The sequence below is a fragment of the Variovorax sp. UC122_21 genome, from assembly GCF_044056785.1.
Taxonomy (GTDB): Bacteria; Pseudomonadota; Gammaproteobacteria; order Burkholderiales; family Burkholderiaceae_C; genus Variovorax.
Map to the genome: position 1 here is coordinate 2,090,296 of NZ_CP172003.1, position 17,446 is coordinate 2,107,741.

The 17,446-nt window shown below is 67.2% G+C and carries 12 protein-coding genes and 3 pseudogenes; 7 read left to right on the forward strand and 8 right to left on the reverse strand.

What is annotated here, in order from left to right; translation table 11 throughout:
• Positions 1 to 42 precede the first annotated feature (42 nt).
• The gene (gene fahA / locus ACHMXE_RS10700) at positions 43 to 1,356 is read right to left on the reverse strand and encodes a fumarylacetoacetase (RefSeq protein ID WP_395345951.1); all 1,314 of its coding nucleotides are present in this window, start codon (positions 1,354 to 1,356) and stop codon (positions 43 to 45) included.
• 138 nt (positions 1,357 to 1,494) lie between these two features.
• Here fahA and ACHMXE_RS10705 point away from each other — a divergent pair, with 138 nt between their 5' ends.
• On the forward strand, positions 1,495 to 2,148 hold the full coding sequence (locus ACHMXE_RS10705; RefSeq protein ID WP_203207520.1) for a TetR/AcrR family transcriptional regulator: 654 nt from the start codon (positions 1,495 to 1,497) through the stop codon (positions 2,146 to 2,148).
• A gap of 84 nt (positions 2,149 to 2,232) precedes the next feature.
• Here ACHMXE_RS10705 and ACHMXE_RS10710 read toward each other — a convergent pair whose 3' ends face one another.
• The 6 genes and pseudogenes from ACHMXE_RS10710 to ehuA all read right to left on the reverse strand — a co-directional run bounded on the left by ACHMXE_RS10710 (position 2,233) and on the right by ehuA (position 11,075).
• Positions 2,233 to 6,615, reverse strand: a complete 4,383-nt coding sequence (locus tag ACHMXE_RS10710; protein WP_395345952.1) for a hypothetical protein — start codon at positions 6,613 to 6,615, stop codon at positions 2,233 to 2,235.
• Positions 6,616 to 7,027: 412 nt separating this feature from the next.
• Complete coding sequence (locus tag ACHMXE_RS10715; protein WP_395345953.1) at positions 7,028 to 8,002, reverse strand: DUF6282 family protein; 975 nt, start codon at positions 8,000 to 8,002, stop codon at positions 7,028 to 7,030.
• Positions 8,003 to 8,241: 239 nt separating this feature from the next.
• Positions 8,242 to 8,685, reverse strand: a pseudogene (locus tag ACHMXE_RS10720) (amino acid ABC transporter permease); the annotation flags it as partial.
• Positions 8,682 to 9,347: an ectoine/hydroxyectoine ABC transporter permease subunit EhuC gene (ehuC, locus tag ACHMXE_RS10725; RefSeq protein WP_395345954.1), complete on the reverse strand. Its 666-nt coding sequence runs from the start codon at positions 9,345 to 9,347 to the stop codon at positions 8,682 to 8,684. The gene ehuC and the pseudogene ACHMXE_RS10720, both read right to left, overlap by 4 nt.
• Before the next feature lie 12 nt (positions 9,348 to 9,359).
• The gene (gene ehuB / locus ACHMXE_RS10730) at positions 9,360 to 10,322 is read right to left on the reverse strand and encodes an ectoine/hydroxyectoine ABC transporter substrate-binding protein EhuB (RefSeq protein WP_395345955.1); all 963 of its coding nucleotides are present in this window, start codon (positions 10,320 to 10,322) and stop codon (positions 9,360 to 9,362) included.
• Positions 10,207 to 11,075, reverse strand: a pseudogene (ehuA, locus tag ACHMXE_RS10735) (ectoine/hydroxyectoine ABC transporter ATP-binding protein EhuA). The gene ehuB and the pseudogene ehuA overlap by 116 nt, the downstream one beginning before the upstream one ends.
• Before the next feature lie 109 nt (positions 11,076 to 11,184).
• Here ehuA and ACHMXE_RS10740 point away from each other — a divergent pair.
• The 5 genes from ACHMXE_RS10740 (at position 11,185) to ACHMXE_RS10760 (ending at position 15,436) form a co-directional block, all read left to right on the forward strand.
• Positions 11,185 to 12,069 carry a LysR family transcriptional regulator gene (locus ACHMXE_RS10740; RefSeq protein WP_395345956.1) on the forward strand — a complete coding sequence of 295 codons (885 nt, stop codon included), beginning with the start codon at positions 11,185 to 11,187 and terminating at the stop codon, positions 12,067 to 12,069.
• 162 nt (positions 12,070 to 12,231) lie between these two features.
• Positions 12,232 to 13,083, forward strand: coding sequence for a transporter substrate-binding domain-containing protein (locus tag ACHMXE_RS10745; RefSeq protein WP_395345957.1), 852 nt, complete (start codon positions 12,232 to 12,234; stop codon positions 13,081 to 13,083).
• 12 nt (positions 13,084 to 13,095) lie between these two features.
• Positions 13,096 to 13,776 (forward strand): amino acid ABC transporter permease, encoded by a 681-nt coding sequence (locus tag ACHMXE_RS10750; protein ID WP_395345958.1) that lies wholly within the window; start codon positions 13,096 to 13,098, stop codon positions 13,774 to 13,776.
• Positions 13,766 to 14,428, forward strand: coding sequence for an amino acid ABC transporter permease (locus tag ACHMXE_RS10755; protein ID WP_395345959.1), 663 nt, complete (start codon positions 13,766 to 13,768; stop codon positions 14,426 to 14,428). The genes ACHMXE_RS10750 and ACHMXE_RS10755 overlap by 11 nt, the downstream gene beginning before the upstream one ends.
• Before the next feature lie 48 nt (positions 14,429 to 14,476).
• Positions 14,477 to 15,436, forward strand: a complete 960-nt coding sequence (locus ACHMXE_RS10760) for an agmatinase (RefSeq protein ID WP_395345960.1) — start codon at positions 14,477 to 14,479, stop codon at positions 15,434 to 15,436.
• A gap of 36 nt (positions 15,437 to 15,472) precedes the next feature.
• On the opposite strand, the pseudogene ACHMXE_RS10765 reads toward ACHMXE_RS10760, so the two are convergent.
• Positions 15,473 to 16,914, reverse strand: a pseudogene (locus tag ACHMXE_RS10765) (short-chain fatty acyl-CoA regulator family protein).
• A 123-nt stretch (positions 16,915 to 17,037) separates the two neighbouring features.
• Here ACHMXE_RS10765 and ACHMXE_RS10770 point away from each other — a divergent pair.
• Complete coding sequence (locus ACHMXE_RS10770; protein ID WP_395345961.1) at positions 17,038 to 17,433, forward strand: acyl-CoA thioesterase; 396 nt, start codon at positions 17,038 to 17,040, stop codon at positions 17,431 to 17,433.
• The last annotated feature ends 13 nt before the right edge of the window (positions 17,434 to 17,446 follow it).

Below are 17,446 nucleotides of genomic sequence, written 5' to 3' on the forward strand. Positions count from 1 at the left end.
TGATGACCTCGTGAAGTGAAGCGCGAAGAACGACACCGGCGTTCAGCCCGGCGTCACCACCCTGCCAGCGCAGTCGCCGAACCCGATCGGCACCGCGCCTTCGGCCACGCATCGCGCGCGCAGGACGACCTCGTCGCCGTCCTCGAGGTAGCGGCGGCTTTCGCCATTGGGCAGGGCCAGCGGTTGCGTTCCGCCCTGCGTGATCTCGAGCAGGCAGCCCAGCTCGCCGGGACGGGGGCCCGACACGGTGCCCGATCCGATCAGGTCGCCGGTCTCCGCCACGCAGCCATTGCTGGTCTGGTGGGTCAGCATCTGCGCGAGCGTCCAGTACTGGTCGCGAAAGCATGGCGAGGAGACGAGCACCGGCGCCTGACCGTCTTCGCGCATCCGCCGCGTCGAGAGCAGCACCTGCATGCGGATGTCGAGGCCGCCTTGCAGCTGGTCGCGCTCCGACAGCAGATAGGGCAGCACGGGACCCGCGTCGCAGGCGCGCGGCGCGGCCGGCGTGCGGAACGGCGCCAGCGCCTCGAGGCTCACGACCCAGGGCGACAGGGTGCTCAGCGTGCTCTTCGCGAGGAACGGCCCCAGCGGCCGTGACTCCCAGGCCTGCAGGTCGCGCGCGGACCAGTCGTTGAGCAGGCTCAGGCCGAAGAGGGCGTCCGCGGCCCGGTCGATCGAGAGCGGGCGGCCCAGTGCGTTGCCTTGGCCGACATAGGCGCCGATCTCGCACTCGAAGTCGACCTTGCCCGATGGCGCGTGGATGGGCAGCGCCTGTCCCGGCGGGACCTGCTGGCCCATCGGCCTGGGAAACGGGGTTCCGCTGATCGCCAGGCTCGATGCGCGGCCATGGTAGGCAACGGGCAGCGAATGGAAGTTGGACAGCAGCGGCTCGAGCGGCCGGCTCATGCGTCCGGTGTTCGTCGCGTGGTGGATCGAGGTGAAGAAGTCGGAGAAATTCCGCACCCGAACCGGCAGCCGCATCCGCGCGGACGATGCCGCCACCAGGCAGGCCGCGGTACGCGCGGTGTCCGCCGCGCCTTCGCGCAGCAGCCTGGACAGGGCAAGCCGGAGCGCCGACGCATCGGCCGCGGGCGCGGCCATCAGGGCAAGGAGCGAGTCCGCGCGGCAGGCCTCGGCCATCCTCGTGCCGAGTCCGTCGATCAGACCGGTGTTGGACAGTTGTCTTAGATCGAGCACCTGCTCCCCGATGGCCACGCCCAGGCGGGGACGCTCATTGTCGGCCGTCGAGAAGCAGCCGAACGGCAGGTTCTGCAAGGGGAAGTCGGTGTCTCCGGGCGCCGATCGCGCTACCCAGCTGCGCAGATCGGCGCGATGCGTTTCGTTGATGTCGTGCATGGTCCTTCCTGAATTGGTCAACTGTACTAATTCATAAAGAGCGGCACGCATGGGGCAAACCCTTGTGCGGACTGGGAGGGCCCGCCGCCGCGTCGGATAAAGTAGGACGGATGCCCGAAACACCCTGGAGACGAGCCGATGAGCCGCAGTGACGCGCCCGAGAAGATCCTCAATGCGGCGGAGGAACTGTTCGCCGCCAAGGGCTACCACGGCGTCTCCCTGCGGCAGATCGCCGATGCCGCGGGCATCGTGGTCTCGCTGGTGCAGTACCACTACAAGACGAAGGAAGACCTGTTCGGCGCCGTGCTCGGCCGGCGCATCTCGGTGATCAATCACGAGCGGCTCGCGCGGCTCGATCGGCTCGAGCATCCGGAGTCCGGCGCGGCGAAGCCCTCGCTCGAGGACGTGCTGCGTGCCTTCGTCGAACCGACGGTGCTGTTCTCGCGGGACACGGCGCGCGGCGGTCCCCAGTACGCGCAGCTGATCGGGCAGATCATCAACGACCCGCAGCCTCATGCGCGGCAGGCGTCGCGCGAGTATGCGGACCCGATCGCGCGGCAGACGATCCGGGTGCTCGCGACCGTGCTGCCCGAGATGGATCCCCACACGCTCGCGTGGTGCTACCTGTTCGCGGTCGGCTCGATGGTCGCCGCGATCTCGCCGACGGGGCGCATCCGGACCCTCGCGAAGGAGCGGCCCGACAGCCCCGACACGCACTACATCATCGAGCGGCTCGCGAAGTTCCTGCGGGGCGGGTTCGAGGCCGTGAGGGACGACCGGTCGCTGCGCTGAGCGGCGCCGGCACCATGAAAAAAAGCGGGCCGTCGCCGGCCCGCTCTTCTTCGTCGAGTCCGCGGCGCAAGCCGCGGTGTTCGATCAGCCCAGCAGGCCGTGCAGGATGTTGGCGACCGGGGTCACCACGTTGCCCACCGTGTGTTCGACCTGGCTGGTGATCGGGGTCACCACGTCGGTGACCACCGAGCCCACCGAGTGATCGACGTTCTCGACCACGTTGGACACGGTCTCGACCACCGGCGCCGCCGCCGCGGTCGCGCCGGCCAGGATGTCGGTCACCGGAGCCAGGGCACCGGAACCGGCGCTGGTCAGGGTGTCCACCACCGGAGCGAGGGTGTCGCTCAGGCCGCTGGCGATCTCGGTCACCGGCTGCAGGATGTTGGCCACCGGGCCGTCGCCACCCAGCGCGCCGAGCAGGCTGCCGACGAGGCCGTCGTTGCCGAGCAGGCCGCCCACCAGGCCGTCGTTGCCCAGGAGGTTGCCGACCAGGCCATCGTTGCCGAGCAGGCCACCGACGAGGCCGTCGCTGCCGAGCAGCCCACCGACCAGGCCGCCTTCGCCGCCGCCGAGCACGCCACCCAGCAGGCCGTCATCGCCCAGCACGCCGCCGAGCAGACCGCCGTCACCGCCGAGCACGCCGCCCAGCAGGCCGTCATCGCCCAGCACGCCGCCGAGCAGGCCGCCGTCACCGCCGAGCACGCCGCCCAGCAGGCCGTCGTCGCCCAGGATGCCGCCGAGCAGGCCACCTTCGCCGCCGAGCACGCCACCCAGCAGGCCATCGTCGCCCAGGATGCCGCCGAGCAGGCCGCCTTCGCCGCCGAGTACGCCGCCCACGAGGCCATCGTCGCCCAGGATGCCGCCGAGCAGACCGCCTTCGCCACCGAGCACGCCGCCCACGAGGCCGTCGTCACCCAGGATGCCGCCGAGCAGGCCGCCTTCGCCACCGAGCACGCCGCCCAGCAGGCCGTCGTCGCCCAGGATGCTGCCGAGCAGGCCGCCTTCGCCGCCGCCGAGCACGCCGCCCAGAAGGCCATCGTCACCCAGGAGGCCGCCGCTGCCGAACAGGAAGCCGCCGTTGCCGCCGAGCGCACCGCCGAGCAGGCCGTCGTCGCCGAGGAGGCCGCCGAGCAGACCGCCTTCGCCACCCAACAGACCGCCGAACAGGCCGCCGCCGGCAGGCGCATCGGCCGCGACCATCAGGCTGGCCGAGGCGCCGGCATCGGCACCACCACCGAGCAGGCCACCCAGCAGACCGCCGAGAAGGCCGTCGTCGCCGAGGACGCCGCCAAGCAGGCCGCCTTCGCCACCGAGGACGCCGCCCAGGAGGCCATCGTCACCGAGGATGCCGCCGAGCAGGCCGTCATCGCCGAGCACGCCACCCAGGAGGCCGCCGTCGCCGCCGAGCACACCGCCCAGCAGGCCGTCGTCTCCAAGGACACCGCCCAGAAGGCCACCGTCGCCGCCGAGCAGACCACCCAGCAGGCCGTCGTCACCAAGGACACCACCCAGGAGGCCGCCGTCGCCACCCAGCAGACCGCCGAGGAGGCCGTCATCGCCAAGGACGCCGCCGAGCAGGCCGCCGTCGCCGCCAAGCAAACCGCCCAGCAGGCCGTCGTCACCCAGCACGCCGCCCAGAAGACCACCGTCACCGCCGAGCAGACCGCCCAGCAGGCCGTCATCACCCAGCACGCCACCGAGGAGACCACCGTCGCCGCCGAGCAGACCGCCCAGCAGACCGTCGTCACCCAGCACGCCACCGAGGAGGCCGCCGTCGCCGCCAAGCAGACCGCCCAGCAGACCGTCGTCGCCCAAGACACCGCCGAGCAGACCACCGTCGCCGCCGAGCACGCCGCCCAGCAGGCCGTCGTCACCCAGCACGCCACCCAGCAGGCCATCGCCGCCGATCAGATTCGCCACGCCATCGGTCAGGAAGTCGACCTGCGTGCCCACCGCGCCCAGCAGCGCGTCGGTGGTTCCCGCCCCCAGCAGCTGGTCGGTCAGCGGGCTCAGCAGGCCGCCCACGCCGTCGGTGACCTGACCCACGAGGTCGTCCACCGGATCCAGCACGTTCGGGTCGTTCGGCGTGAAGCTGTCGCCGAGCACCGGGCCCAGCAGGCCGCTCACGGTGTCGGTCAGGCTGTCGGTCAGGCCGACCACCGGAGCGAGCACGTCGCCCAGGCCGAGCTCGCCGAGCAGGCCGTCGTTGAGGCCTTCGACCAGGCCACCGACGATGCTGTCGGTCGGGTCGAGCAGTTGCGCACCCGTGCCGCCGCCGCCGCCGCCGATGCCGTCGAGCAGGCCGCCCAGCAAGCCACCGACCAGTCCGTCTTCGCCGAGCAGGCCGCCCACGAGGCCGTCGCCACCCAGCAGGCCGCCGACCAGGCCGTCGTCGCCGAGCAGGCTCGGGACCAGACCGTCTTCGCCGAGCACGCCGCCGAGGATGCCGCCTTCGCCGAGCAGGCCACCCACCAGGCCATCGTCGCCCAGCAGGCCACCGACCAGGCCGTCGTCGCCGAGCAGACCGCCCACGAGGCCGTCGCCGCCGATCAGGCCACCGAGCAGTCCGTCGTCGGCCAGCACGCCGCCGAGCAGGCCGTCGTCACCGAGCAGGCCGCCGACCAAGCCCTCATCGCCCAGCAGGCCACCGAGCAGACCATCGTCGCTCAGCAGGCCGCCCAGGGGACCGCCGGCACCGAGGATGCCGTCTTCGCCGAGCACGCCACCCAGCAGTCCGTCCTCGCCGAGCAGACCGCCGACGAGGCCGTCGTCACCGAGCACGCCGCCGAGCAGGCCGTCTTCACCGCCGAGCAGGCCACCGAGCGGGCCGTCGGCCAGCAGGTTGCCGACCACGCCATCCGGGCCCAGCAGGCTGCCGACCAGACCATCGGGTCCGAGCAGGCCGCCGCTCAGGCCCTCGCTGCCGAGCAGGTTGCCCAGCAGGCCGTCGTCGCCGAGCAGGCCGCCCACGAGACCGTCTTCACCGAGCAGGCCGCCGATGGCGCCGTCGTCGCCCAGCAGGCCACCGAGCAGGCCGTCTTCGCCGAGCGCCGGGCCCAGCAGGCCGCCGAGCAGGCCGTCCTCGCCGCCCAGGCCGCCGAGCAGGCCACCGTCACCGAGCAGGGTGTCGAGCAGGCTGCCGACCGCGGTGCCTTCGCCGATCACGCCGCCGAGCAGGCCGTCGTCGCCCAGCAGGCCGCCGACCAGACCGTCCTCGCCGAGCAGGCCGCCCAGCAGGCTGTGTTCGCCGAGCAGGCCGTCGAGCACCTGGCCGACCACGCCGTCGTCGCCCAGCAGGCCATCGACCAGGCCATCGACGCCCAGGCCGGTGGTCACGCCGCCCAGCAGGCCGTCGCTGCCCAGCACGTTCTCGAGGATGTTGTTCAGTGCGTCGGTCAGGTAATCGACCTGGGCGTTGACCGTGTCGATGATCGCGCCGGTGGTGCCGCCGCCCAGCAGGCCGTCGACCACGGGCGACAGCACGCCGCCGAGATTGGTCGTGACATGGTCGACCACGTTGTCCACGGGATCGAATTCGTTGGGATCGTTGGGCGTGAACTCGTTGCCGGCGATCGGCGCGAGCACGTCGTCGATCACGTCGGTGACGCTGTTGACGATGGGCTTCACGGTCTGCAGCGCGCCGCCCAGGCCCAGGGTGTTGTCCACGGCATCGACCACATGGCCGACGGCGCTGTCGCCCGGATCCAGCAGGTGGTCGGCATCGGCGTCCGCATCGGCGTCAGCGTCGGCATCTGCGTCGGCATCCGCATCGGCATCGGCGTCTGCATCCGCGTCGGCATCTGCATCTGCATCTGCATCTGCATCTGCATCCGCGTCCGCGTCCGCGTCCGCGTCCGCATCGGCGTCCGCATCGGCATCACCGTCCGCATCGGCATCCGCATCCGCGTCCGCGTCGGCATCCGCGTCGGAATCGCCGACACCGGGAATGAAGAAGGGAACGCTCGAATCGCCGCCGCCGCCACCCAGGGCCGCGGCCAGCGCGATGCCGCCCAGCGCGCCGAGTGCGAACTCGCCGATGCCGAGGCCACCGCCGGTGGCGAGCTTCTTGGTGACGGCCAGCGCCGCCGCATCGGCGTCGGCATCGGGCGGGGTGACCGCGAGGTCGCCCGAGGCCACGTCGACATTCACCTGCTCGAGGCCGCCCGGGAGCTTGGTCGACGTCACGGTGGCATCGGTGCCGCCCGCGAAGACGCCGGCCAGCGGCGCCTTGTTGGTGGCCGAGCCGGGGAACAGCACATTGGCCTGGCCGCCATCGGGAACGATCACGCGGTCGCCGGCGATCAGCGACTGGTTGCCGTTCACCGGGATGCTCACACCGTCGCGTACCACGGTCGTGCCGGGCGTCGCATTCGATAGCGATCCGATGCTGGCGGGCGCCGAGGGCGGCACCGCCGCGGTCGCGCCCATCGGGGCGATCGGCGAGGCGGTGGCTTGAGCGAGCACCACGGGCGCCCCACCGTTTGCGGTGGTGCCGAGGGGCGTCGGAGTCGATGATTCTGTTGTAGTCATGGCGGCCTCTGTGACAAAGATATGGCCTACAGGGGCAACATGCGTGCCGCCTCCGCGCCGCCGCCATGGCGGGCCTCTGTTACGGCACCGCGACCGCCTTATCTCGTTGATTCAAAAGGCTTTTTTCTTTTGGGGTAACACGCGGCGGGAACATCCGTAACACCGCATTTCGCCGCGCGTTACGTAACGTGCGGCGTTTTTTCCGCGGAACGTCGAGCGGGTTTGGGGGGATGCAACGGCGCAGGCGCATGTCCCGAAAAGCCGTCGGACGGCGCCTGCGCGAGACCGTCTGGACATCTGGCGTCCACCTGACGACGGCCGGAAAACTCGGTCCGGGTTTGCTCGATCGTCAAGCGGCGAACGAGGAAATGCCCAATGCGGCGTGACCGTTCGAGGAGAACATCGACATGAAATCCGAGAGGCTCATGGAATCGCGCAAGAGCTTTCCGAGCTCCAAGGCGTAGATCACGGTGCCGGCTGGAAATGCGTCGCTGTTCACCTGTCCGAAATCCGTGGAAAGCAGCACCCTGCCTGGACCGGTGGCACGGATCGAATCGGCAAACCTGTTCAGGTCCACCCCGTCTTGTGTGTGGATGGCAAAACAATGCTCCACGTAGACCCCGTCGTACTGAACGAGCGAGCAGAGTTGCTCGTCCGTCAGGCCAACGGCCGGATAGTGCGGGTGCGTGACGATGATCTTCTTGACACCCAATGAAATGGCCAGCGGCACCAGCTCCATGATCTCCGCCGCGCAAAGATGACCCGTCGCCAGCACGCAGCCGTGCCGGGCAATGGTGCCCAGCACCGCCAGGAGCCCGGGTGTGGGACGCAGGTCTTCGGTGAACGCAACGACGAGTTCACGTCCGCCAAGATCATCCGTCGAGAGCGCGGAGGGCTGTGACCCGCAGCAGCCCGACCAATTCGGATCGAATCCGAAGCCGTGGGTCTTGACGTGGGAGACGGAGTCCACGGTCGGCATCCACACGACGATCGGTGCGTTGTCCGGCTGCGCGTTCCGGACCTCCGCCTTGTTGCCTGAAACCGCCCCTGATATGGCGGCCGGGTTGAGTCCTCCGACGTAGCTGTTGAGAACAACGCCACCGTAGAACCTCACTCCATGGCGAGCGCGTGCGAGTGACGCCAGTGGCGTGGTGGAGAAGGTGTGGTTCTTCAGTACCAGTACGGCGCCGAACGGACGAGCAGCCTCTGCAAGCGATTGGACGTCGTAACGACGGGCAACGAGCTCGGGGCCGACATGGTAGTGGGTCTCGACGACGCCCGCGTGCGCCAGGAGTTCATGGGCGTGGCTGTAGGAATCAAACATGAGTCGCTCCTTGTCAGGAGAGTTTTCTTGACGGGGATATCCTGTACTCGAGGTACCGAATCGCAATCGCGCTCGAGATGCTGATCGCGAGATAGAAGACGCCGACCAATGTCATCGGTTCGACGTAGCGATAACTCTCGTTCGAGAAGACACGTGCCTCCCCCCATCAGATCGAGCACGGCGATTGCCGAGAGCAAGGCGCTTTCCTTGAACATCAGGATCAGATAATTTCCCAAGGCGGGAATCATCGGCGGTATGGCTTGCGGCAAGACCACTTCCGTCCACTGCCGGTACATCGGGTAGTTGAGAGCCCGGGCCGCCTCCCATTGCCCGCGGCTCACCCCGTCGATTCCAGCCCGGTAGACCTCCGCCATGTAGCAGCCGACGTGCAGGCCGAGAACGAGCACGCCGCAAACGACTGCATCGAGGCGGAGTCCGACTTCAGGCAGTACATAGAACGCAAAGAAGAGTTGAATCAACAGCGGCGTACGTCGCGTGGCTTCCATGAACCCATGAGCGAGTTTGCGCACGGGATAAGAAGGCATGCGCGAGGCAACCGCCAAGGCAAGGCCCACGCACAGCGCCAGGATCGTGGCCAGGAAGGTCACCTGTCCCGTCACGGCAAGACCCCGCAGAAGCCTCGGCACCACCTCGGCGGCGGTTTGTGGATCCCAGAGCATCATCCGCGCGTCCCTTCGAAGCCCTTGCTGGCCCAGATCTCGGCGCGTCTGAAGCCGTGGATGATCAAGGACGACAGCAAGAAGTAGATGACCAGGAGAATGCCGAAGGCCTGGAGCGGGCTTCCGGTTTCCTGCCGGTAGATCTGTCCCAGGAAGGTGAGGTCGGCGATGGTCACGAGCGAAACCAGCGGCGTGATCTTCAAGAGATCGACCATGAGGTTGCACATGGGAGGAAGCATTCGCGGAAACGCGTCGGGCAGAACGACGTTCACCATCGTCTGCGTGCGGCTCATGTTCAGCGCCCGCGCCGCCTCCCGCAGCCCGCGGGGCACGGCCAGGATGGAGCTCCTCACCACCTCGGAACCGTAGCAGCCGACGTTCAAGCCGATGGCCAGTATGGCGACGGTCATCGCGCCGATCTCGACTCCCATGAAAGGCAAGACGAAATACAGCCAGAACAGTTGCACATAGCACGAGGTGCCACGCACCGCTTCCACGATAGCCGTGACCGGCCAATTGACGAGGCGAGATTCCGAGAGCTTGCACAACCCTGCGGCGAACGCCACCAGCCATGCAACGAGGCCGGCGCCCAAGGTGATCTGGACAGTCACGAAGGTCGCTTGCGCGAACTTCCCAACGATATCGATGGCGCTTTGTGGCTCCATGCCGCCAGCTCCCTAGTTGGCCCCGCCACACAGGTCCGCGCGCTTGGCCATCCTGGCCAGCTTCGGATCGAACCCGTACTTCGAAACGATCTTGTCGTACTCGCCAGACTGCTTGAGCGCCTCCAGCTTCCTATCCACCAGATCACGCAGTTCCCGCTGATCGTTTCTGAACGCGATGCCCGAGCACTTGGCCGGTTCGCCTGCAACCGGCCGGACCTCGAATCGGTCTGTCACGCCCATGGCCTCGGCAGCGGAACGCAGTGCCAGGTCGGGCGCGGCGTAGACATCGATCCGACCGTCCAGGAGCATCTTGATTCCGCTTTGATGATCGGGCGCGATCGTGATGCGGCTTCTCGGAACGCCGAGTTCGGTGGCGCGCTTCTCGGCGGAGCAACCTCCGCAGACTCCATAGCGAATGTTGTCGTTGGCCGCCACATCCGAAAACGAGTTGAGAGCCTTCGGATTTCCCTTCGGCACGATGAATCCCTCGGCCGTGCATAGATCAGGCTCGGAGAACAACACCGCCTTGCATCGCATCGGATTGATGTACAAGCCAGTGGAGATGACGTCCACGCGGCCGGCCTGCAGACTCGGAATCATCGCGCCGAATTCCAGGACCTTCGGGTCGAGCTCCTTCACGCCGAAATCTTTCATGATTCGAAAGAGGAGATCGGGTGCTGCGCCACTGAGTGTTCCGCCAGCTTGAAAGTTGGTGTACGGCGGTTCGTGGGCAAGGCCCACGACGACCTTTTCCTTCACCTTGGGCTGTGCCTGTGCCGTCACCCACGACGGCGAGAAGGAGACGAGCGCCGTGAGCGCAAGAGCAATGAACTTCAGCATTTGAGCAACTCCATGAAAATTAGTCGACACGCTGTCCGGCGGCTGCGATCTTCTTGAGAAAGGACTTGGTACGGGGTTCGCGGGGCGCGTGGAAGAGTTGGTCCGGAGGACCCTGCTCGACGATCCTTCCGCCATCGAGAAGAGGACGCGGTCGGAGAACTCCCGCGCGAAGTTCATTTCATGGGTCACCATGAGCATCGTCATGCGGCTTTCCGATGAAATGTTCCGGAGCACCTGCAGGACTTCGTCCACCACCTCCGGATCGAGTGCCGACGTCACCTCGTCGAACAGCATGATTCGCGGCTCCATGGCGAGTGCGCGCGCGATCGCGACCCGCTGCTTCTGACCGCCCGAGAGCATGGACGGATAGCTGTCGGCCTTGGCTGCGAGGCCCACCCGATCGAGAAGCTCCCGAGCCACTCGATCCGCGCTCGTCTTGTCCAGGCCTTTCACAATCTGTTGAGGCCGGGAGACGTTCTGTCCCGCGGTCATGTGCGGGAACAGGTTGAAGTGCTGAAAGACCATCCCGATCGACGCGCGCATGCGCCCGAGGTGCCGCTCATCGGCAGGGACGAGCTGGCCGTTCCTCGGCATGTGCCACAGCGGCGCGCCGTCGATCCAGACATGGCCGCCTTCGATCTTCTCGAGCGTCATCAAGATGCGCAGGATCGTCGTCTTGCCCGAACCGCTGGGGCCGATCAGCGACAGCTTTTCACCCTCGTGAACGTCCAGATTCAGGTCGTCCAGTACCACCGACGTCCCGTATCGCTTCTCCACGCCTTCGAAGCGAATGAGCGGCTTGGCGGTCGAGTCGATCCGCGGCGAGGAATCAGCGGCAATGGATGCCGCGAACGAGGTTTCCCTCTCGGTGCGTCTACAGGTGTTCATCATGGTTTTGCCTCGGGCGAGGTGGGAATGGGCGGGACTCTAGTCATCGGCCTGTCGTTAGAAAAACGATTCTTTTGACGTGATGGTTCCGGAAAGTGATACTTTCTGAATGCCCTACCTTGACTTCAATGAACGAGATCTGCGCTCGCTGCGCATCTTTTGCGCCGTGGCGGAGGCAGGCGGCTTTGCTGCCGCCGAACACCGGCTGAATCTGTCGAAGGCCTCGATCAGTCGCCACGTCCGCGAGGTCGAGGAGCGCTTGGGCGTGCGGCTTTGCGAGCGCGGGCCAGGCGGCTTCAAACTCAGCGCAGCCGGGATCGTGGCGGTGGATCTCGCCTCCAACGCGCTCAAGTCGCTGGAGCGCATCCGCCCCGAGATCGACGCGGTGAGGGGCGTGCTGTCAGGTACCTTGTCGATCGGAATGACCGAGCACGTCATCACTCACGATCACTGCCGCATCCCCGAAGCACTGGCCACGCTGCGACGACGCGCGTCGGGCGTCCAGCCGGAGCTGACGGTAATGAACTTCGCCCAGTTGAACGATGCCTTGCGAGAGCGACGGGTCGAAGTGGCGATCCGGGGCATGTACAAGAAGGACCGGGTGTTCGACTACCAGAAGCTTTTCGTCGAGGTGCACCGCGTCTATGTCAGCAAGGAAGGCGCACGGGGACGCAGGCGCCTGCTCCCGCTCGTGTACCGCCCCCATCCCTTCGTGGAGCAGGCCATTGCGGAGCATGGCTTCGAGCGCGGGCCCGACGTCGGTGGACTGGAGGCTATCGGCGTGTTGGTGGCGACGGGCAACTATGCCGGGTTGCTTCCCGAACACTACGCGAAGCTGGTGGCGAAGCGACATTCGCTCGTCGCATTGACCTCGGGGCCCGTATTCGAGAACACGATCTGCGCGATCACCGAAGCCTCTCGTCCACTCACACAACGCGCGAAACTGTTTCTCGAGGTGTTGCGGGGACTCCATGCCGGAGCCACGGACGCCTGAACCGGCCATCGAAGGTCCGATTCGATCCAGCGGATCGAGCCCGTTCACCCGCTCAAGGTATCGATTCTCGAAACCTTGATATCAAAAGAATCATTTTTCATCGCGCTGAACGATCGATAGATTCCGCTCCAGACCCAATCACCCCCACCTGGAGCTGGCACCATGATCGATTCGATCCGAAGAAATTCTTTGAAGACCCTGGCCGTGGCCACGGTGCTGGCCTGCATGTCCACCGCCGCGCTGGCCGAAGGCGGAAGCCTCGCCGAAATCAAGGCACGCGGCCAACTGACGGTCGGAACGGAAGCGGCGTATGAACCGTATGAATTCGTCGAGAACGGCGTCGTGGTGGGCTATGGCCGCGATGTGCTGGACTACATGGCGGCCAAGTTGGGCGTCAAGCTGGTTCAGCTCAATCTGCCGTTTCAGGGGCTGCTGCCGGGCTTGATGTCGCGCCGCTTCGACTTCGTCGCGACGAGCGTAGGCATCACGGAAGAGCGTGCGAAGCGCTTCGCCTTCAGCCGTCCGATCGGCATCGTCCGTTCGATGCTCGTGGTGAGCAACACCAGCAAGGGCGTGAATCGCCCGGAAGACCTGGCGGGCAAGATCGTCGGCACGCAGATGGGATCGCAGGCACAACCGGTGGCCCAGGAATTCGATCGGCAGCTCAAGGAGAAGCATGGCAAGGGCTATGCCGAGCTGAAGCTGCTCCAGGCGTATCCCGACGTCAGCGTCGCACTCGGCAACGGCACGCTCGACGTAGGCGTCTTACCCTCGAACGTCCTCGGCGTGCAGATGCGCCGCCAGCCGAACGCCTTCAGGTCGGTCGGTGAGATCGGCTCGCCCCGATTGCTGGCCTGGGTCGCCAACCCCAAGGACGAGGAGATCCGCGGCTTTATCAACACCACGCTGGAAGAGATGCGCGCGAACGGAAAGCTCGGCGAACTGCAGAAGAAGTGGTTCGGAGAAACCTTGACGCTGCCGACATCCGACTACCTGCCCAAGGGCGCGCTGTAAGCGAGCCGCTCGATGATCGACTGGCTGACCGCGGGCGGCGCGCTGCGCCCGCTCTATGACGGCGTGCTCCAGGGTGCGGGCGTCACGCTTTTGTGCAGCACCCTCGCTTTTGCCGCAGGCGTCGCCATCGGCCTTGCGCTGCTCGTGCTCCGTGTCGGGGGTGGCGCCGTCGCCCGATGGGCGGTGGCAACCTACGTGAGCGCCATCCGCGGCACGCCGCTGCTGATTCAGCTGCTCATCGCCTACTACGTCATTCCGGGCCTGCTCGACGTGACCATCTCGCCGATCGCGGCCGGCATCCTGGCCTTGGCGTTGAACACGGCCGCGTATGGCAGCGAGATCATGCGGGCCGCGCTGTCGACCATTCCACGCGGCCAGACCGCCGCGGCCCAGGCCCTGGGCATGCAGCCCTGGCACGTCTGGATGCAGGTCTTGCTGCCGCAGATGCTGCATCGCTCGATCCCGCCGCTGACGAACGAGTTCACGGTACTGCTCAAGGCGTCCTCGCTGCTTTCGATCATCGCGGTCAACGACCTGGCAACGGTCGCGCGCAACGCCACCTTGCAGAGCGACCTGCCGCTGCAGGTGTTCGCCGCGACCGCGGTGGTCTATTTCCTCATGCTGCTGTGCGCCTCATCGTTGTCTCGCGGCATCGAGCGGCGCTTCGCCAGGATGCTTCCCAATGTCCATTGACTTCGGCATCGTTCGAGAATCGGCTCCCGCCCTCTGGCAGGGGCTGAAGGTGACGGCCCAGGTCAGCGGCGCCGGCATCCCGCTGGGCATTGCACTGGGTGTCGTCGCCGCCTACATGGCGGATTCGGGCCACCGAGCCCTGCGCGCCGTGGCGCTCGGCTACGTCGAGCTGGTGCGCAACATCCCGTTTCTGATCCTGGTGTACCTGTCGTTCTTCGGACTGCCGAAGCTCGGCCTGCTGGCCTCCGCCTTCTACATCGCGATCGGCACGACGGCCTTCTACACCGGCGGCTATTTCTGCGAAATCCTTCGGGCCGCTTTGCGCAGTGTTCCGGCGGGGCAGCTTCGAGCGGCGAAAGCGCTGGGCATGAGCACCTGGCATGTACAGCGGCTCATCGTGGTGCCGCAGATCTTCGGCTTCCTGCTTCCGCCGACGGTGAGTCTCACGATCATGATGTTCAAGGACTCCGCCGTCTTCTCGGTGATGAGTCTTCCGGAGCTGACCTACCAAAGCAACCTGAAGACCGCCGACACCTTCGCGTACCTGGAAGTGCTCGGTACCACGGCGCTGATCTATTGGGGCTGCAGCGTCCTCATGGAAACGCTCGGCCATGCGATGGAAGCGCGAGTGCGCCGCTGGAGCCATCGCTGACACGCGTCCCGAATTGCAACAACACACCGACTCACCCTGGAGATACCGATGGAAAAACTGACCGTTCCCCCGCGCACCGGACACGCGACCCTGCTCTATTCCGAGCTGGTGACGGACCTGGACGACCTGAAGGCCGACATCGCCGTGATCGGCATGCCCTTCGGCTCGGCCTATGGCGCGCGGTCCTTCACCAACGACCAGACGAATGCACCTCAGGCCATTCGCGATGTCACCGACCGGATCGTTCGCGCGCCCGGCCACTTCGACTTCGACATCGACGGGCCCTTGCTGCAAGGACGCTCCGACATCCGCTTCGTGGACTGCGGCGACGTGATCCCCGACCTCGGCAAGCCCGGCGACCACTATCGGCGCGTGGAACTGGCGGTGCGCCAGATCCTCAAGGGCGGAGGCCTTCCGATCGTGCTCGGCGGCGACCACGGCATCACCACGCCGGTGCTGCGCGCCTACAGCGAGAGCGGGCCGATCACGCTGGTGCACGTGGATGCGCACCTGGACTGGCGCGACGACGTCAACGGCGTCAAGGACGGGTTGTCCAGCCCGATCCGCCGGGCATCGGAAATGAAGCACGTGGTGCGCATCGTGCAGATCGGATTGCGCGCGCAAGGCAGCGGTCGCCCCGAGGACTACGAGACCGCGCGCCGCTACGGGGCCGAGCTCATCAGCGCCTACGAATTGCACGACATCGGCATCGACGCCGTGCTGGCGCGCATTCCCGACGGCGGCAACTACTACCTGTCGATCGACGCCGACGGCATGGACCCGACGATCATGCCCGCCGTCGATGGACCGGCCCCCGGGGGCATGGACTTCCTGCAGGCGCGAAAGTTGATCCATGGCCTCGTCAGGAAGGGTCGCGTCGTGGGCATGGACATCGTGGAGATCCAGCCCTCCAAGGACAACGCAAGCAAGCTGACGCTGGTCACGGCCGGTCGTCTCATCGTGAATCTCATCGGCTCGACCATCAAGGCCGGCTATTTCGACAAGTGACCCGGGGCACGACGATCGCGGCGCACGCGATCGTCGCTAGCGCTCGAACCCATAGGGCGCGAACCGGCTCTGGTTCTCGTCCACGTCCAGCGCCTCGCCGATGAACGGAAAGGCGCGCTGCGGGCAGCGCTCGCGCTCGCAGACCTTGCAGCCCATGCCGATCGGCGTGGCGGCCTCGGGGTCCTGCAGGTCGAGCCCCTTGGCATACACCAGCCGCGGCGCATGGCGGATGTCGCAGCCCAGCCCGATCGAGAAGGTCTTGCGCGGCGAACCATAGCCGCGCTGCCCGCGCGAGACCGAGCGCGCGATCCACAGGTAGCGCCGCCCGTCGGGCATCGCGCGCGAGCTGCGGCAGGATGCGCTCGGGCTGCGCGAAGGCCTCGTACACGTTCCACAGCGGGCAGGTGCCGCCGGTGCGGCTGAAGTGGAAGTGCGTGGCCGACTGGCGCTTGGAGATGTTGCCGGCCTTGTCCACGCGCACGAAGAAGAAGGGCACGCCGGGCGCGCCCACCCGTTGCAGCGTGCTGAGCCGGTGGCACACGGTCTCGAAGCCGACGCCGAAGCGCTGGCCGAGCAGGTCGATGTCGTAGCGCAGCGATTCCGCGGCCTCGAGGAAGGCGCCGTAGGGCAGCAGCAGGGCGCCCGCGAAGTAGTTGGCCAGGCCGATGCGCGCGAGCTTGCGCGAGGCCGGGTCCTCGGTGAAGGGCGGCGCGTCGACCAGCGCGTCGATCGCCGCGCCGAGCTCGAGCAGCGCGAGCTGGGTGCCGAGCTGAAAGGCCTGCTGGCCCGGCTCGAGCGCCGGCGACAGCCGCAGGCTGCGCTGCGCGGCGTCGTAGCGGCGCTTGCTGACCTCGGTGTCGTCGGTCAGCAGCACGCGCACGCCGTGGCGTTGGCGCAGCCGCTCGACCAGCCATTCGGCGAGATGGCCGCCGTGGTCGCGCGCGCCCGGCGCGGCCTGCGCCTGCTGCGCCTCGCGCGCCAGCGCCTCGGCCGCGCGGTCGAGGGTGTCGAAGTGGTTCTGGTGCGCGAAGAAAGAAGTCGCGCACCACCTCGAAGGGCATGGCGCGCGGCGCGGCCAGGCCCGATCGCTCGTCGCCCAGGCGCAGCGCCATGGTCTCGAGCTGCTCCATCGCCTCGAGGTTGCGGCGGTGCAGCGCCAGCAGCGCGCGGCCCAGCGCGGGCATCTGCGCCGCCACCTCCTGCAGTTCGGGCAGCGCCACCGGCTCGGCGGCATCGGCCAGCGCCTCGCGCATGCCGGCGACCAGCCGCGCCTCCTCGTCCTCGGAGAACTGCTGGATGTCGACGCCGAGCGCGCGGCTGATCTTGAGCAGCACCGCCACCGTCAGCGGCCGCTGGTTCTGCTCGAGCTGGTTGAGGTAGCTGGGCGACAGCTCCAGCGCGTTGGCCAGCGCCACCTGCGACAGGCCGCGCTCCGCGCGCAGGCTGCGCAGGCGCACGCCCATGAATGTCTTCTTCATCGTTTCGCCTTCGCTGCGAATGCGGGGAAATTCGCAAAATTTGCAAATTGGAGGATTGGGGTTCGCAAGAATTCGCCTTTTCAGTCCTTCTGCAAACCGCATTCTCTGCGTAGATTGCGAAGCATGACAACACCCGCCGGAACGACCGAACTGCGCGAACTGGTGCTGCCGGTGCATGCCAACCACCGCGGCACGCTGTTCGCCGGGCAGGGCCTGCAACTGATGACCAAGGCCGCCTTCCTAACCGCGCGCGGCCTGGCGCAGCGCGAGGTAGTGATGGCCGGCGTGACCGGCGTCGACTTCCTCGCGCCGGTGCCGGTGGGCCACCAGCTGCTGCTGCGCGGCTGGGTCAGCCGCATCGGCCGCAGCTCGATGACCGTGTGCGTGACCGGCCTGGCCGATTTGCCGGGCGCGCCGGCCGAAGAAGTCCTCAAGGGCGTGTTCGAGATGGTGGCGGTCGACGCCGCCGGTCGTCCCGCCGCCATCGATCGCGCCTACCTCGACGAACAAACCGCATGAACGCAACCAACCC

Coding starts and splice junctions, on each gene's coding strand:
- ehuB (WP_395345955.1), bottom strand. CDS start 10,322: ATGGCGGAAGGATCGTCGAGCAGGGTCCTCCGGACCAACTCTTCCACG.
- fahA (WP_395345951.1), bottom strand. CDS start 1,356: ATGCACGACATCAACGAAACGCATCGCGCCGATCTGCGCAGCTGGGTA.
- ACHMXE_RS10745 (WP_395345957.1), top strand. CDS start 12,232: ATGATCGATTCGATCCGAAGAAATTCTTTGAAGACCCTGGCCGTGGCC.
- ACHMXE_RS10740 (WP_395345956.1), top strand. CDS start 11,185: ATGCCCTACCTTGACTTCAATGAACGAGATCTGCGCTCGCTGCGCATC.
- ACHMXE_RS10715 (WP_395345953.1), bottom strand. CDS start 8,002: ATGTTTGATTCCTACAGCCACGCCCATGAACTCCTGGCGCACGCGGGC.
- ACHMXE_RS10755 (WP_395345959.1), top strand. CDS start 13,766: ATGTCCATTGACTTCGGCATCGTTCGAGAATCGGCTCCCGCCCTCTGG.
- ehuC (WP_395345954.1), bottom strand. CDS start 9,347: ATGGAGCCACAAAGCGCCATCGATATCGTTGGGAAGTTCGCGCAAGCG.
- ACHMXE_RS10770 (WP_395345961.1), top strand. CDS start 17,038: ATGACAACACCCGCCGGAACGACCGAACTGCGCGAACTGGTGCTGCCG.
- ACHMXE_RS10760 (WP_395345960.1), top strand. CDS start 14,477: ATGGAAAAACTGACCGTTCCCCCGCGCACCGGACACGCGACCCTGCTC.
- ACHMXE_RS10750 (WP_395345958.1), top strand. CDS start 13,096: ATGATCGACTGGCTGACCGCGGGCGGCGCGCTGCGCCCGCTCTATGAC.
- ACHMXE_RS10705 (WP_203207520.1), top strand. CDS start 1,495: ATGAGCCGCAGTGACGCGCCCGAGAAGATCCTCAATGCGGCGGAGGAA.